General features: G+C 66.3%; 12 protein-coding genes. 2 read left to right on the forward strand and 10 right to left on the reverse strand.

Going from position 1 to position 14,853, the window contains the following annotated elements:
* Nucleotides 1–255: 255 nt before the first annotated feature.
* Together RS901_RS24575 and RS901_RS24580 are read right to left on the reverse strand one after the other, a co-directional pair.
* Nucleotides 256–594, reverse strand: a complete 339-nt coding sequence (locus tag RS901_RS24575; RefSeq protein WP_316156748.1) for an antibiotic biosynthesis monooxygenase family protein — start codon at nucleotides 592–594, stop codon at nucleotides 256–258.
* Between the two features lie 25 nt (nucleotides 595–619).
* Nucleotides 620–1,249, reverse strand: coding sequence for a LysE family translocator (locus RS901_RS24580; RefSeq protein ID WP_316156749.1), 630 nt, complete (start codon nucleotides 1,247–1,249; stop codon nucleotides 620–622).
* Between the two features lie 84 nt (nucleotides 1,250–1,333).
* Here RS901_RS24580 and RS901_RS24585 point away from each other — a divergent pair, with 84 nt between their 5' ends.
* Nucleotides 1,334–2,659, forward strand: coding sequence for a PLP-dependent aminotransferase family protein (locus RS901_RS24585; protein WP_316156750.1), 1,326 nt, complete (start codon nucleotides 1,334–1,336; stop codon nucleotides 2,657–2,659).
* Between the two features lie 22 nt (nucleotides 2,660–2,681).
* Here RS901_RS24585 and purU read toward each other — a convergent pair whose 3' ends face one another.
* The 4 genes from purU to RS901_RS24605 form a co-directional block, all read right to left on the reverse strand.
* Nucleotides 2,682–3,578 (reverse strand): formyltetrahydrofolate deformylase, encoded by an 897-nt coding sequence (purU, locus tag RS901_RS24590; RefSeq protein WP_316156751.1) that lies wholly within the window; start codon nucleotides 3,576–3,578, stop codon nucleotides 2,682–2,684.
* Nucleotides 3,579–3,608: 30 nt separating this feature from the next.
* Nucleotides 3,609–6,104, reverse strand: coding sequence for an FAD-dependent oxidoreductase (locus RS901_RS24595; RefSeq protein ID WP_316156752.1), 2,496 nt, complete (start codon nucleotides 6,102–6,104; stop codon nucleotides 3,609–3,611).
* A gap of 205 nt (nucleotides 6,105–6,309) precedes the next feature.
* On the reverse strand, nucleotides 6,310–7,779 hold the full coding sequence (locus RS901_RS24600) for a coniferyl aldehyde dehydrogenase (RefSeq protein ID WP_316156753.1): 1,470 nt from the start codon (nucleotides 7,777–7,779) through the stop codon (nucleotides 6,310–6,312).
* The gene (locus tag RS901_RS24605; RefSeq protein ID WP_316156754.1) at nucleotides 7,776–8,684 is read right to left on the reverse strand and encodes a sterol desaturase family protein; all 909 of its coding nucleotides are present in this window, start codon (nucleotides 8,682–8,684) and stop codon (nucleotides 7,776–7,778) included. The genes RS901_RS24600 and RS901_RS24605 overlap by 4 nt, the downstream gene beginning before the upstream one ends.
* A 118-nt stretch (nucleotides 8,685–8,802) precedes the next feature.
* Between RS901_RS24605 and RS901_RS24610 the strand changes: the two genes are divergently transcribed.
* A complete protein-coding gene (locus RS901_RS24610; protein WP_316156755.1) occupies nucleotides 8,803–9,711 on the forward strand; it encodes a LysR family transcriptional regulator in 909 nt (302 codons plus the stop codon).
* Nucleotides 9,712–9,741: 30 nt separating this feature from the next.
* Here RS901_RS24610 and RS901_RS24615 read toward each other — a convergent pair whose 3' ends face one another.
* The 4 genes from RS901_RS24615 to RS901_RS24630 form a co-directional block, all read right to left on the reverse strand.
* Nucleotides 9,742–10,593, reverse strand: a complete 852-nt coding sequence (locus RS901_RS24615) for an EamA family transporter (protein ID WP_316156756.1) — start codon at nucleotides 10,591–10,593, stop codon at nucleotides 9,742–9,744.
* Nucleotides 10,594–10,706: 113 nt separating this feature from the next.
* Nucleotides 10,707–11,840: a 2-aminoethylphosphonate--pyruvate transaminase gene (locus RS901_RS24620; RefSeq protein ID WP_316156757.1), complete on the reverse strand. Its 1,134-nt coding sequence runs from the start codon at nucleotides 11,838–11,840 to the stop codon at nucleotides 10,707–10,709.
* A gap of 40 nt (nucleotides 11,841–11,880) precedes the next feature.
* Complete coding sequence (locus RS901_RS24625) at nucleotides 11,881–13,695, reverse strand: putative 2-aminoethylphosphonate ABC transporter permease subunit (RefSeq protein WP_316156758.1); 1,815 nt, start codon at nucleotides 13,693–13,695, stop codon at nucleotides 11,881–11,883.
* Complete coding sequence (locus tag RS901_RS24630) at nucleotides 13,686–14,798, reverse strand: putative 2-aminoethylphosphonate ABC transporter ATP-binding protein (protein WP_316156759.1); 1,113 nt, start codon at nucleotides 14,796–14,798, stop codon at nucleotides 13,686–13,688. The genes RS901_RS24625 and RS901_RS24630 overlap by 10 nt, the downstream gene beginning before the upstream one ends.
* Between the last annotated feature and the right edge of the window lie 55 nt (nucleotides 14,799–14,853).

Below are 14,853 nucleotides of genomic sequence, written 5' to 3' on the forward strand. Positions count from 1 at the left end.
GTCGTCCAATAGTCCGTGGACGTAGGCACCAGACAGGGTGCGTAGCAGGGTCGAACGGGCACCCGCGCCCAAAGGAGACCAAAACCGCCCATATGACCAGAAGCGGTGAATGGATAGCCAGCCGCTCAGGCGACGCGCTCTTTGGTTACTTTCTGTCGCTCGGACAGAAAGTGACTCGCCGGCTACGCCGGCGAAACAGCCCACGCCAGTCAAGCACGACCCCCAACCGCAGTGCCAAAACTGACCGGACGGCTTCTACCCCCGCGCCTGGCGCCGGCTGTCGGGCACGAAATGCCGGAGCGAACCGTCGCCATAGGCGCGCTGCACTTCGGATATCACCACGTGATAGCCGTCATACCACTTGCGGTACTGGCGCTTGGCGTCCAGGTGCCGCGGGTGGGTGGCGAAGGCCTGCAGGGAGTCCTTGTCGCGCCAGTAGTAGCTGGCGTTGGACAACTGGCCATCTGGCGAGCGCCAGGACTCGGCACCGACAAAGCCGGGTATGCCAGCGGCGATCTCGTCGATCAGGGCGCTGAGGCGGTGGAACTCGTCATCGGCCTGGCCGGGCCGGTAAATAAAGGCTGCGATATACATCAAGGGCTCTGCGTGAGAAGTGGGTTCAGGCCGGGCGTGAGGTCAGCACCAGCCGCAGCGCCAGCAGCACCAGCACGGCTGCCAGGCCGCGCGACTGCAGGGTAGCGGCCTTGGGGTGGCGTGACAGGAAGCGGCGCACGGTGCCGCCAGCCGCGCCGAGCAACGCGTGAAACACGGTGGCGATCACTGTCAGGACCAGGCCAAGCATGAGCAGCTGCCGGGCCACGCCGCCCTTGCCGGGATCCACGAACTGCGGCAGGAAGACCATGAAGAACAGCAGCGCCTTGGGATTGAGCAGGCTGTTCAGCATGGCGCGCACAAACACCGAGCGCAAGGACGCTTGCGTCACCACTGCCTCCTTCAGCGCAAGCGGCTGCCGGAGGGCCTTGACCGCCATCCACAGCAGATAGGCCGCGCCGGCATAGCGGATCAGGTCGAACGCCGGCGCCCACGCCATCACCAGGGCGGTGATGCCGGTGGCGGTCAGGACCGTGAGGATCAGGTCGGCCACGGCAATCCCCAGTGCCGTCGCAACGCCGCCCCGAGGGCCATAGGTGATGCCATGCGCCATCACGAATGCCATGTTCGGGCCGGGTGACAGGAGCAGCAGCATCACTGCCGCCGCGAAGATCGACAGGGTGGTCAGGGCAATCATGTGCAGGAAATGGTTAGCGTTGACTAGGCATGCAGGCTATTCTTCAGGCCTGATACACGCAAAGAATTGTTCTAGATACAAAGCATGGCCCACGCGCGCTATAAAACCATTGTTGACGAGATTTCCGCGCGCATTCATTGCGGCGAGCTGCCTCCAGGCACGCAACTGCCGACGGTGCGTGCGCTGATGAAGCAGTACGGCGTGGCGCTGGCGACTGCGGCACGCGTCTACGTCGAGCTGGAGGCCGTCGGGCTGGTGGTCGGCGAGACCGGCAGGGGCACGTTCGTGCGCGATACCTCGCTGCCGCGCGGCCTGGGGCTGGAGCAGCATCCGGTGCGCGCCGGCGCGGTGGACCTGACCTTCAACTATCCGTCCTTGCCCGGGCAGGTTGAACTGTTGCGCGATGGCTTGCGCAGCATCGCGGCCTCGGGTGATCTCGACGCCCTGCTGCACTCCGCGCCGCAGGGCGGGCGCCCGCATGAACGGCAGGCCGTCGCCAGGCACCTGCGCAACCGCGGCATCCGGGTGCCGGGCAGCCAGGTGCTGATCGTCAACGGCGCGCAGCAGGGCCTGGCGGTGACGGTGATGGGGCTGCTCAATCCCGGTGACGTGATGGCGGTCGACGCGCTGACGTATCCGGGCATGAAGGCGCTGGCGCAGTTGTACCGGCTCGACCTGGAGCCGTTGCCGGCGACTGCCGCGGGCCTGGACCTGGATCGGCTTGCCGCGCTCTGCAAGCGGCGTCCGGTGCGGGCGGTCTACACCATGCCGACCATGCACAATCCGCTGGGCTATGTCATGAGCGAGGCGGACCGTGGCCGCCTTGCGGCCCTGGCGCAACGGCATGATCTGCTGATCATTGAAGACGGTGCCTATGCCTTCCTTGCCGAACCGGCGCCGAAACCGGTGTTCACCTTCGCGCCGGAGCGGACCGTCTACGTCTCGGGCTTGTCGAAAAGCGTGGCATCGGGCCTGAGGATGGGGTTCGTCGCGGCGCCCGGGCCGCTGGTGCCGGCCCTGGAGCGCGCCATTCGCGTGTCAACCTGGAACACCCCTTCGCTGACCGTGGCGCTCGGCTGCCTCTGGATCGAAGCGGGGACCGTCGATGACCTGGAGGATCGCAAACGCAAGGACGCCCGGCGCAGGCAGAGCCTGGCGCGGCGCATCTTGCGTGGCTGCCGCGTCACGGCGCACCCGTCTTCATACTACCTTTGGCTTGAACTCGCGGAGGACCTGCGCGCCGACCAGGTCGCGGCCGCCCTGGAGCAAGAGGGTGTGCTGGTGACGACGGCCGAGCCGTTCGCGGTTGGCGCGAGCGTGCCGCATGCGATGCGGCTGGCGCTCGGGTCGATCTCCATGGATGCGCTGGAGCAGGCGTTGCGCAAGGTCCGGCGGGTGGTGGCAGCCTGAAGCGGCGGCAAAGGCTGCCGCGTCAGCGGAACACCAACGTCCTGCCGCCGTTGCGCAGGACCCGATGTTCCGCATGCCATTTCACCGCACGCGCCAGCGCCACGCATTCCACGTCGCGTCCGATGGCAGTCAGCTGCGCGGCGTCCATGGCATGGTCCACGCGTGCGACTTCCTGTTCGATGATGGGGCCTTCGTCGAGGTCGCCGGTCACGTAGTGCGCTGTGGCGCCGATCAGCTTGACGCCGCGCTCATAGGCTTGCGCGTAGGGGCGCGCGCCCTTGAAGCTGGGCAGGAAGGAATGATGGATGTTGATGGCGCGGCCCTCCAGGCGGCGGCACAGGTTGTCGGACAAGACTTGCATGTAGCGGGCCAGGACGACCAGGTCGATACTGTAGTCGCAGACCAGGTCCCACAGTCTCGCTTCCTGCGCGGCCTTGCCTTGCGGCGTGGCATTGAGCAGTGGCAGGTGATGGAACGGGATGTCGTAGCTCGCCGCAAGCTGGTAGAAGTCCTTGTGGTTGGAGACGATGGCCGGAATCTCGATAGGCAGCTGCCCGGTGCGGTAGCGGAACAGCAGGTCGTTCAGGCAGTGGCCGATCTTTGACACCATCAGCATCACGCGCGGCTTGCGCGCGGCATCGTGGAGGGACCAGTCCATCTCATGCGCGGCCGCCACGCCCGCCAGCGCGCTGCGCAGGGCAGCGAGCGCATCGCCGGCATCCTGGCCTTCGGGCAGCGGCCGCTGGAAGTGCACGCGCATGAAAAACCGTGCGCTGTCGCGATCGCCGAACTGCGCGGAATCTACGATATTGGCGCCGGCTTCCACCAGCAGGGCCGAGACGGCATGGACAATGCCGGGACGGTCGGGGCACGACAGCGTCAGGATGTAGCTGGCGGTTTCGGTCTGGATCACTGGCATGGGCACTCCGGTATCCGCTTGCATCGATGTTCAGGCCTTGGTCCGCTCGCTGGCGGGATCGTACGGCGCGCGCAGGCGGATGCGCGCAGGCAGTAGTTGCCCGGCCAGGTCCACGTGATACTTGCCGCCCTCGATCCATGCCGCGTCGGCCGGACCATCGTCGCGTGCCAGCAAGCTCATGCCCACTGGACAGCCAAGGGTGTGGCCAAATGCGGCGGACGTCACGAAGCCGGCCGGCCGCACGGTGCCGTCCTGGGCGGTGCGCAGGATCGCCTCGCCGCCCCAGAGCATGGCCTCGCTGGCGCCGTCCAGCGTGACCACCGCAACGCGCCGCCGCACCTGCGCGGCACCGCCGGCAGCGCGCAGCTTCAGCAGCGCTTCGCGCCCGCGGAACGGGATGTCCGTGTTCAGCTTGCAGGCAAACGACAGCCCGGCCTCGAACGGATGGATATCGGTGGTCAGTTCGCGGCTCCAGGCGCGGTAGCCCTTTTCGATGCGCAGCGATTCAATGGCGTAGTAGCCGGCGTTGACCAGTCCGAAGCGTTTCCCGGCCTGGTGCAGGGTGTCATGGACGCCCACGGCGAATTCCACCGGGACATACAGTTCCCAGCCCAGTTCGCCCACATAGGTCAGGCGTGTCGCGCGCACCGTGGCATAGCCGAGATCGATCTCTTTCGAGGTGCCGAACGGGAACGCCTGATTGGAGAAATCGGTGCGCGACACGCTCTGCAGCAGCTCGCGCGAGCGCGGGCCCATCACCGCCAGCACGGCGTACTGGCCGGTGACATCGACAATCGCGCAGCGCTTGTCGGCGGGAATCAGGCGCTCGATATAGTTGAAGTCGCGCGTGGTCTGCGCCGAGCCGGTCACCAGCAGGTACTGGTCGTGCGCCAGCCGCGTCACGGTCAGGTCGGATTCATAGGTGCCGCGGTCGTTGAGCATGGCGGTGTACACGGTCTGCCCCGGCGGCACGGCCACGTCGTTGCTCATCACGTATTGCAGCACGGCCTCGGCATCGGCACCCTTGACTATGTACTTGGAGAACGAACTCATATCGAACAGCGCCACTGCCTCGCGGCAGGCGCGGTGTTCTGCGCCGCTCCATGGCAGCCAGTTCTGCTGTCCGAACGAGTAGCGGATCTCGGGCGATTGTCCGGCAGGCGCGAAGAAGTTTGGCCGCTCCCAACCCATCTTGCTGCCGAAATTGGCGCCGGCAGCGTGCAGGTGGGCATAGAGCGGCGAGCGCCGGAACGGCCGCGCCGTATCCAGTTCCCGGTTGGGCCAGGGCATCGCGTAGTGCAGGCCCAGCGTTTCCTTGACGCGGTCGTGCAGCCAGCTCTCGTTGCCGTTGAAGCCGGCAAAGCGGCGGATATCGACCGGCCACAGGTCCATGGTCGGCTCGCCCGCGACGATCCATTCCGCCAGCGCCATGCCGGCGCCGCCGGCAGACGCGATCCCCATTGAGTTGAAGCCCGCGCCCACGTAGAAATTGCGCAGCTCGGGCGCTTCGCCGAGGATGAAGTTGTTGTCCGGCGTGAAGGACTCGGGCCCATTGTAGAACTGCTTGACCTGTGCGGACTCCAGTGCCGGAACGCGGATCAGCGCATTCTCCATCAGGATCTCGAACTGGTCCCAGTCATCAGGCAGCAACTGGAACTCGAACGGCTCAGGAATGCCCTGCATGCCCCACGGCTTGGCATTGGGCTCGAAGCCGCCCATCACCAGCCCGCCCACTTCCTCCTTGAAGTAGATGAAGCCGTCCGGGTCGCGCATCACCGGCAGGTCAGGGTGCACCCCGGCGATGCGCTCGGTGACGATGTAATAGTGCTCGGCCGAGTGCAGCGGCACGGTCACGCCGCACATCTGGCCGACCTTGCGCGCCCACTGGCCGGCGCAGTTGACGACGATCTCGGCGCCGATGCGGCCTTCGTCGCCGGCCTTGTTGCGCCAGCTCACGCCGGTGGCGCGGCCATCGCGGCTGTGGATGGCGGTGACCTTGGTGTCCTGCGCAATCACAGCGCCGCGTGAGCGCGCGCCACGTGCCAGGGCCTGCGTAAGGTCCGTCGGGTTGGCCTTGCCGTCGCCCGGCAGCCACACCGCGCCAAGCAGGTCGTCGGTGCGCATCACCGGCCATAGCTCGCCAGCCTGGGACGGGGAGATGATTTCGCACTCCACGCCATAGGCCCGGGCCACCGCTGCGGTGCGGCGCAGTTGCGTCATGCGCTCCGCCGTGCGCGCCACCGACAGCGACCCGCATTGCTTCCAGCCGGTGCCAAGGCCGGTCTCCGCTTCCAGCTCGCTGTAGAGGCGGGTTGAGTAGCGGATCAGCTTGGTCATGCTCTCCTGCGCGCGCAACTGGCCGACCAGGCCGGCTGCGTGCCATGTCGTGCCGCACGAGAGCTGCCCTTGCTCAAGCAGCACCACGTCTTTCCAGCCCAGCTTGGTCAGGTGATAGGCCACGCTGCAGCCGATGATGCCGCCGCCGATGATGACGACGCGGGAGTGAGAGGGCAGGGGTGGGGGCATGTAGGGCACCTTGGGAATGAATGATCAGCGTGTGGCTGAATCTTATTCCACAAAATGCCAAATAACAACACAAAATGCAACAGAAGTGGGAGCCGTGAAAAAAGCGCTCGGCGCCACGCGGCAGCAGCAACTAAAGCGCCGGAGGGCCGATCATCGCAAGTGCGATGGACCGCCCCCCAAGAGCATTCCGCTTCTTGCTTTTTGGTCAGAAGGGCCTTTTCACCTCCGGATCGCCATGTCCGGCGAACAGCTTCAGCGTCAGGCGCTGCGCAAGGTTGCCATACGGCGGATAGAACAAGCCGATTGGAAAGAAGCGATGCCGCTTGAACACGGTGCGCGCGTGCGACAGCTCCCGGAACCCCTCCTCGCCGTGATAATTGCCCATCCCTGACTGGCCGACGCCGCCGAAGGGCGCATCGTGGTTGACCACGTGCCAGGCCCAGTCATTGATCGTGACGCCGCCGGAATGCGTGCGCGCCAGCAGTTTCTCGCGTTCGGACTTGTCGTGGCTGAAGCAGTACAGCGCCAGCGGGCGTGCCTGTCGCTGCACCACTTCGATTGCCTGCTCGTGCGTGTCGTAGGGCACTACGGGCAAGACGGGGCCGAAGATCTCTTCGCGCATCAGGCGCATTTCCGGCGTGCAATGCGTGACGATATGGAGCGGCATGCGCCGCCCGCTGCCCACCTCGCCGCAGGCGATGACCGTCGCGCCCCTGGCGCGCGCATCGTCCAGCAGGTCCCGGATCCTCGCTGCATGGCGCTCGGTGGCCAGTGCCGTGTAGTCGGCATTGGTCTCGGTATGCCTGCCGAAGAGTTCGCAAAAGCTCTGCCGCAAAGCCTCGACGAAGGCGTCCACCTGCTCGCGCGGCACCAGTGCATAGTCAGGTGCCACGCAGATCTGCCCGCAGTTGATCCCCTTGCCATGGGCGATGCTCCTGGCAGCCTCGCGCACCGGATAGTCGCGCAGCACGATGGCCGGTGACTTGCCGCCGAGTTCCAGCGTGACCGGCGTGAGATTGCGTGCCGCCTGGCTCATGACGATTCGCCCTACCGCCGGCGAGCCGGTGAAGACAATGTGGTTGAAGGGCAGGGCGGTGAAGACGGCGGGGTCTTCCAGTTCCTCGCCGATCAGCGCAACGTGGTCCTCGGCGAAGACCTCGCCCAGCATCATCCTGAGCGTGGCGTTGGTGGCCGGGGTGGTCTCCGGCATCCTGATCATGACGCGGTTGCCAGCCGCCAGCGCCGTCACCAGCGGCCCGAGCGACAGGTAGACCGGGAAATTCCAGGTGGCGATGATCCCGACCACGCCCTTGGGCTGGTATCTCACTTGCAGGCTGTTGGTCGCAAACAGGAGTTCGGGCCTGCGCCGGCTCGGGCGCATCCAGCGGCGCAGGTGCGCGAGCGCGTGCCGGATCTCGAGCGCGGTCGGCAGCACTTCGAGCATCTTGGTCTCGGCCACGGCGCGCTCGCCGAAGTCGCGCGAGATCGCCTCGGCCAGCACGTCCTGGTAGCGCAGCAGTTGCCGCCTGAGTGCGCGCAGGTGGTTCCGCCTAGTGCCGGCATCCGGGCAGGTGTCATGGAGGAAGGCTTGCTGCTGACGGGCGAATACCGATTCCACGCGGGCTTGCTCAATGGCCTGGCTGGCCTGCTGGTCTGTCAGTGCGCGGTCATTCATGCCGACCTCCTTTGTTCGGTAGCCTGCGGGGGCGCATCGGAGCAGGTTTCCTCTTCGGCATAGGCGCGGCCGCCGAAGCGCAGCGCGGAATGTTCGCGTCGGGACTGGAACAGCGGGTAGAACATCTGGATGAACCAGCGCTCCTGGCCAAAGATCAGGTCGTCCTGCAGGCCGACCCTGGCCGGGTACTTGCGCGTGATGTAAGCGGTGCCGAACAGGATGTCCCAGAAGAACAGGAGATTGCCGAAGTTGCCCTTGTAGTGCCCGATGCCATCCTCGTTGGTCAACGCGTGATGGGCCCAGTGTGTGGCAGGCGTCGAGATGGTCCGTTCCAGCAGCCACATCAGCGGGCGCAGCGCACGGATCTTGTACAAGGGCTGGTCCCAGCGCCACGCGCTATGCGCCCCGAGAATCACGGCGATCTTGATCACGAAATAGGCGCCATAGACCTTGGCAAAGCCAAGGTACAGCAACACACCCGCAGACCAGAGGCCCGGCATCATCAGGTAATAGAAGAAGTTGTTGCGGTACGTGATGCGGATGCTCATGTATTGCGCGGTGTGATGCGCACGGTGCAATGGCCACAGCAACGGGGAATGCGAGATGCGATGCCACCAGTACTGGGTCAGGTCATCGCAAACCAGCAGGATCGCCGCCATGGCCCACCACGGCAGGTCCGACCAGGCGCCGCGCTGCTCCGGAATCAGCCACGTGCAGAGCATGTTCGTGGCGAGCAAGAGCAACGGCTGCACCACCGCCAGCAAGCCCAGGAACATCGCCAGTTCCAGCCTGGTGTCGTCCCGTGTGGCGTGAACGCTATTTTTATAGCGCCGCGTGAGGATCTCCAGCCCGGCAAAGCCAAGCATGAGCGTCACGATCAGTATGTTCTGTAACTGCGGACTCATTGGGGCGTCTCCGATCGTTATGGTCTGTCTGACTCCAGGGTCCGGATGACTGTAGGCTTGCCGTTTCGATGCGTCCAATGCATACTTTGCAATGATCCAATGCGCATGGAGCATTGAAATGATGGACCTTCGCCGCCTCAGCCATGTTCTGGCCCTTGCCGACGCGTTGCATTTCGCACGGGCGGCGGAGCGCGTTCACCTTAGCCAGCCAGCCTTCAGCCGCAGCATCCAGGCCATTGAGGGCGAGCTTGGCATCCGCCTGTTCGACCGCGACGTCGGAGACGTGCGGCCAACCCCGGCCGGCGAATTCGTGATCGCGCGGGCGCGGCGGCTGCTGTTCGATGCGCGCTGCCTGCAGCGCGATGTCGATCTCTATCGCGACAGCCAGTTGGGCGACACCGCGTTTGGCATCGGGCCCTTTCCGTCCGCGACCCTCTTGCCGCCCGTGCTGACCGAGCTGCGGCGCTTGCATCCGGAGGTTGCCTTGCGCGTGGAGGAGAGCAACTGGCAGCAGTTGCTGGAGCGCCTGCGTGCGGAGGACATCGAGTTTTTCGTCGCGGATGTGCGCGACCTGCCCGATGACGTGGCGCTGGATGTTCGACCGCTGGGCAAGCAGCGCGGCGACCTCTACGTCCGCGCCGCGCATCCGCTCGCAGGACGTGATTGTTCATTGCAGGACGCCTGGACATACGGCGTTGCGGCCACGAAGCTGCCAAGCCCGGTGCGGGCCGCGCTGGCGAAAATGCTTGGCTTGCCTGGGGGGCAGGACGCCGTCCTTGCGCTGGAATGCGATGACATCGCCGTGCTCCGGCGCGTCGCGTTGTCCACCGACACCGTGCTGGCCGCGACGCAGGTATCGATGCAGGCAGATGTTGAGTCAGGTGCGCTGCTGCCGCTGAAAATCCGGGGGCTGCCCGCGCTGTATTCCGAAATGGGGGTGGTGAGTCTTCGCAACAGGACGCCATCACCGATGGCGCAGAACGCCATCGCATGCATGGCACGGGTAGCCCGTGAGCTGAACAGCTAGCTGACGCGGATCGCCGCGCGAGAATGGCCGCTACCGCGCCATCTGCAGCGTCACGATGCCCGCCAGTACCAGCGCCGTGGCCATCAGCCGCCGCCGGTCAAAGGACTCCCGCAGCAGGAAGTGCCCCAGCAGCGCGGCAAAAATCACGCTGGATTCACGCAGCGCCGCCAGCTTGGTCACCGGCGCCATGGTCATGGCCCACAGCATCAGCGCATACGAACCCACCCGGTTGATGCCGCCGATCCACGCGCGCTTCCATTCCGTGCGCAGCAGCGCCAGCAGCGCGGTGCCGCGGCGGCTGAACGCATAGCCGGGCATGAACACATGCGACATCGCCTGCAGCCAGACGATGTAGGTGAAGACCTCGCCGTAGCGCTTGACCGCGGTGCCGTCGATCACGGTACCGCCCGCCAGGCAGGCCCCGGCCAGCAGCGCAAAGCCGAGCAGGTCGGGCGATTGGCGGCGCCAGTGCACCAGGCTGACCAGCCCGCAGCAGATCAGCGCGATGCCGGCATAGCCGCCTGGCCCCAGCCGTTCGCTGCCGACCAGCAACAGCAGGATCGCCACCATCATCGGCGCCGAGCCGCGCATCAGCGGATAGGCCTGGCTGAAGTCGCCGCGGTTGTAGGCGGCTACCAGCGACAGCTTGTAGCCGACCTCCAGCGCCACGGTGGCCAGCAGGAAGGGCCAGACCTGGGGCGCGGGCAGCGGCACCAGGAACAGGAAGGGCAGCGCCACCAGCAGGCAGAAGGTGTCGATCAGCGCCATCGACGACAACCGGTCGCCGCCGATCTTGACGATGGCGTTCCACGACGCGTGCATCAGCGCGGACAGCATCACGGCGGCAAAGGCGAGGCCGTGAAAGTCTGGGGGGAGGGACATGAAGGAGGGGTTGTTCTTGTGGTCTTCTGATGCGTTCGCAAGTCCGCTGGTTTGCTCCCCTCTCCCGCAAGCGGGAGAGAGGAGCCTGCTGCCGGGTGTTGGAGGAAAACGCCTTAAGCCGCTTCCGCCAGCGGCGCCTGCGCCTTGATCCCCATTTCCCGCAGCACCTCTCCGATTGCAGTCACGACATTGCGCATCTCGTTGTCGTCGATCGCACCAATGCACCCGACGCGGAAGGTCTCCATCTGCGTCAGCTTGCCCGGATACAGGATGTAGCCGCGTTCGCGCACCTTGGCGTAGAAGGTCTTGAAGTCATAGCGCGCGTCGGCCGGCGCATGGAAGGTGACGATGATCGGCGCCTGCACCGCCGCCGGCAGGAAGGCGCGGAAGCCAAGTGCGGCCATGCCCTGCACCAGCGCGTCGCAGTTCCTGCGGTAGCGCGCGCCGCGCACCGGCTGTCCGCCTTCTTCCAGGAACTGGTCGAGCGCGGTGCGGAAGGCCGCCACCACGTGCGTGGGCGGCGTGAAGCGCCACTGCGTGGTCTTCTGCATGTAGACGTACTGGTCGTACAGGTCCAGCGCCAGCGAGTGGCTGTTGCCCTGGCTGGCTTCCAGCACGTCCTTCTTCACCAGCACAAAGCCCATGCCCGGCACGCCCTCGATGCACTTGCCGGTGGCGGCCACCAGCGCGTCGAACGGCATGGTGCGGGCATCGATCTCGAGCGCGCCGAACGAGCTCATGGCATCGACGATCAGACCCTTGCCCAGCCGCTGGCACAGCGCGGCGATGTCCTGCAGCGGGTTGAGCACGCCGGCGCCCGTTTCGCAGTGCACCTGCGCCACGTGCGTGATCGACGGGTCGCGCCGGAGCGCGTCTTCGATCAGCGCGGCGGTGGCGGGCTGGTCCTCGGGAATCGGCAGTTCCACGCTGGCGCGGCCCAGCACCTTGCAGATCTTGAGGATGCGCTGGCAGTAGGCGCCGTTCTGCGGCACCAGCACCTTGCCGTCGCGCGGCACCACATTGGCGATGGCGGCTTCCACCGAGAAGGTGCCGCTGCCCTGCATCGGCACGCACACATGGGTGCCTTCGCCGTGGACGATGCGCACCAGGTCGTCGCACAGGCTACGCGTGATGGTGTTGAAGGCAGCGTCCCACGAACCCCAGTCGCGCAGCATGGCCTGCTTGGTCGCGAGCGAGGTGGTCAGGGGGCCGGGGGTCAGAAGGATCGGGTCGTTGCCGCGAATCATGGTGAGCTCCTGATTGGGAAGGAGTGGAAACAAGGGGAGGTCAGTCGTTGCCCTGGCGCCAGGCCTGGGTTTTGCAATCGAGCACGCGTTGCAGCAGGTAATAGAGCAGGCAGGCGAAGGCCGAGGTCAGCACCACCAGCGTTGCCATTGCCGCCGCGGGGCCGATGTCGCCGGATTCATCCAGGTTGACGATCTCGACGGAGGCCAGCTTGGTGTCGGCGCCGTACAGGAACACCACCGCCGAGACCGTCGTCATCGCGTTGATGAACAGGTAGCGCGAGATCTCCAGGATGGCGGGCAGGCAGGCCGGCACCGTGACCTTGAAGAAGGTCTTGTAGAACGGCACCTTGAGCGACGCGGACACGGCCTCGAACTCGCTGTCGAGCTGCTTGAGCGCGGTCACTGCGGTCAGGTGGCAGGAGGCGTAATAGTGGACGATGGTCACCAGCACCAGGATCCCCAGCGTCTGGTACAGCCCGTGCATCGGGTTGGCCTGCGGCACGAAGAAGAAGATGTAGCCCAGGCCCAGCACCAGCCCCGGCACGCCCATCGGCAGCACCGCCATCAGACGCACGAAGCTGCGCAGCCAGTCCATGCCGCGGGTCTTCTCCAGCAGGTAGGCGGTGGCAAAGATGAACACCGGCCCGATCACCGCGGCCAGTCCCGCCATGCGCAGGCTGTTCAGGTAGGAATCGACCACGCCGCCCTCGACCAGCCCCACCCGGTAGTGGTTCAGCGACAGCGAGAAGTTGTACGGCCACAGCTTGACGAAGGATGCGTAGATCGCCATGCCCATCACCGCTAGCATCAGCGCGGCCATCAGCCAGCAGAACACTGCCATGGCCAGGTCGTAGCGGGGGCTGCGGCGCGGCACGTAGGGCACGGAGCGCGCCGACATCAGCGCCATCTGGCGGCGCTGCACGCGCGCATCGACATAGTAGGTGACGGCAACCGGCACCAGCAGCATCAGCGACACCACCGCGCCCTGCGAGAAGTCCTGCATGCCGATCACCAGCTTGTAGATGTCGGTGGCCAGCATGTGGAAGTTGCCGCCGATCACCTTGGGGATGCCGAAGTCAGAGATCGCATAGGTGAACACCACCATCGCCGCGCTGACCAGGCCGTAGCGCGCGCCCGGCACGGTGATGGTGAAGAACTTGCGCACGGTAGAGGTGCCCAGCGCATCGGCCGCCTCATACAGCCGCGCGTCGGTCAGCGACAGCGCGGTGATCAGGATCATCAGCGCATGCGGGAAGGTGGCGAACACCAGCGAGGCCACGATGCCCAGCGGCCCGTAGATCTGGGTGGTGCCCATCCACGGCTTGAACAGCCCCTGGTTGCCGAACCAGAAGATGAAGGAGATCGCCGCCAGCAGCGATGGCGCCAGCAGCGGGATCAGCGCCAGGTTGCGCAGCAGGCCCTTGCACGCGATGCGGCTGCGCGTCAGCGCATAGGCAAAGCTGAACGCCAGCGGCACCGTGATGCAGGTCGCCAGGGCAGAGACCCACAGGCTGTTCCACACCGAGCGCAGCAGCGCGGGCGATTCGAAGTAGGCGCGGAAGTGCGCGATGCCGGCCAGGCTGCCGTCGCGGTTCTGCACGCTCTTGGCCAGGATCATCACGATCGGCGCCAGCACGAAGCACGCGAGCGCCAGCGCGGCCAGCGCCAGCAGCACGTGGGCGAGGCGGTCGGTCCAGTGCGCGCGCACGGCGGTGGCGACCAGCGCCGGCGGCGCGGGCTGCGCGCCAGGGTTGGCAGGCCCGGTCGGCCCGCTGGTGGCGGGGGCGGGGATGGTATCGGTGGCCGGCATGGTGGCAGACGTAGTGGCCGGCGCCGCAGTGAGGCTCATGCGCATGCGTGGCGAAAAATGCGGATACGGTCAGCGGGAATGGCCAGGCGCAGCAGGTCGCCGGTGTTCGGGCGCAGCTCGTGCAGGTCATTGAGGGAGAGGTCGGCGTACAGTGCGCCGGACGCTGCGTCAGGCAGGCGCAGCGTCAGCCGCGAGAACGCGCCGAGGAACTCGATCTTGTCCACGGTGGCCTCCAGCACGTTGGGGCCATGCTGTTCGATGCCGCGCACGCAGACGTCTTCGGGGCGGAAGAACACCTGCACGTCTTCGTCGGCGCAACAGCCCGGGGGCGCGGCGCAACGCATGCGCACGCCGCCCAGTTGCAGCTCGCCGTCGCCGCAGACGCGCGCGCCCAGCATATTGGTCTTGCCGACGAAGTCCGCCGCGAACGGCGTGGCCGGGCGCTGGTAGATCTGCGCCGGCGTGCCCACCTGCTCGATCGCGCCCTGGTTCATCACCACGATGCGGTCGGCCATCGACAACGCCTCTTCCTGGTCGTGCGTGACCAGGATGGTGGTGATGTTCAGCCGCTGCTGCAGCGCGCGGATCTCGCTGCGCAGCCGCACCCGCACGCGGGCATCGAGCGCTGACAGCGGCTCATCGAGCAACAGCAGGCCGGGCGAGGTGGCCAGCGCGCGCGCAATCGCCACGCGTTGCTGCTGGCCGCCGGAAAGCTGCGCCGGGTACTGGTTGCCGCGCTCGGGCAGCCCCACCAGCGTCAGCAGCTCATCCACGCGGGCGCGGCGCTGGTCGCGCGGCATGCGGCGGTTGACCAGGCCGTAGGCCACGTTGTCCGCCACCGTCAGGTTGGGGAACAGCGCGTAAGACTGGAACACGATGCCGTAGTCGCGCTCCATCGGCGGCAGCGTGGAGATGTCGCGCCCGCCCTGACGGATGGTGCCGGCGCTCTGCGACTCCAGCCCGGCGATGATGCGCAGCAGCGTGGTCTTGCCGCAGCCCGACGGGCCCAGGAAGCACAGCAGCTCGCCCTGGCGCACGTCCAGGTCGATATGTTGGAGTGCCACGAAGGCGCCGCTGCTGCCGCCGAAGCGCTTGTGGATGCCTTTCAGGCTGAGGTAGGTCTCGGCCGTGGATGGGGAGGTCTGCATGGCGTGGGGCCCGGTGTGTTCTGTTGGGGGTCCCGGCGTCCTCTGCCCCAGGGGG

The organism is Cupriavidus sp. BIC8F, assembly GCF_032465815.1.
Lineage (GTDB): Bacteria > Pseudomonadota > Gammaproteobacteria > Burkholderiales > Burkholderiaceae > Cupriavidus > Cupriavidus necator.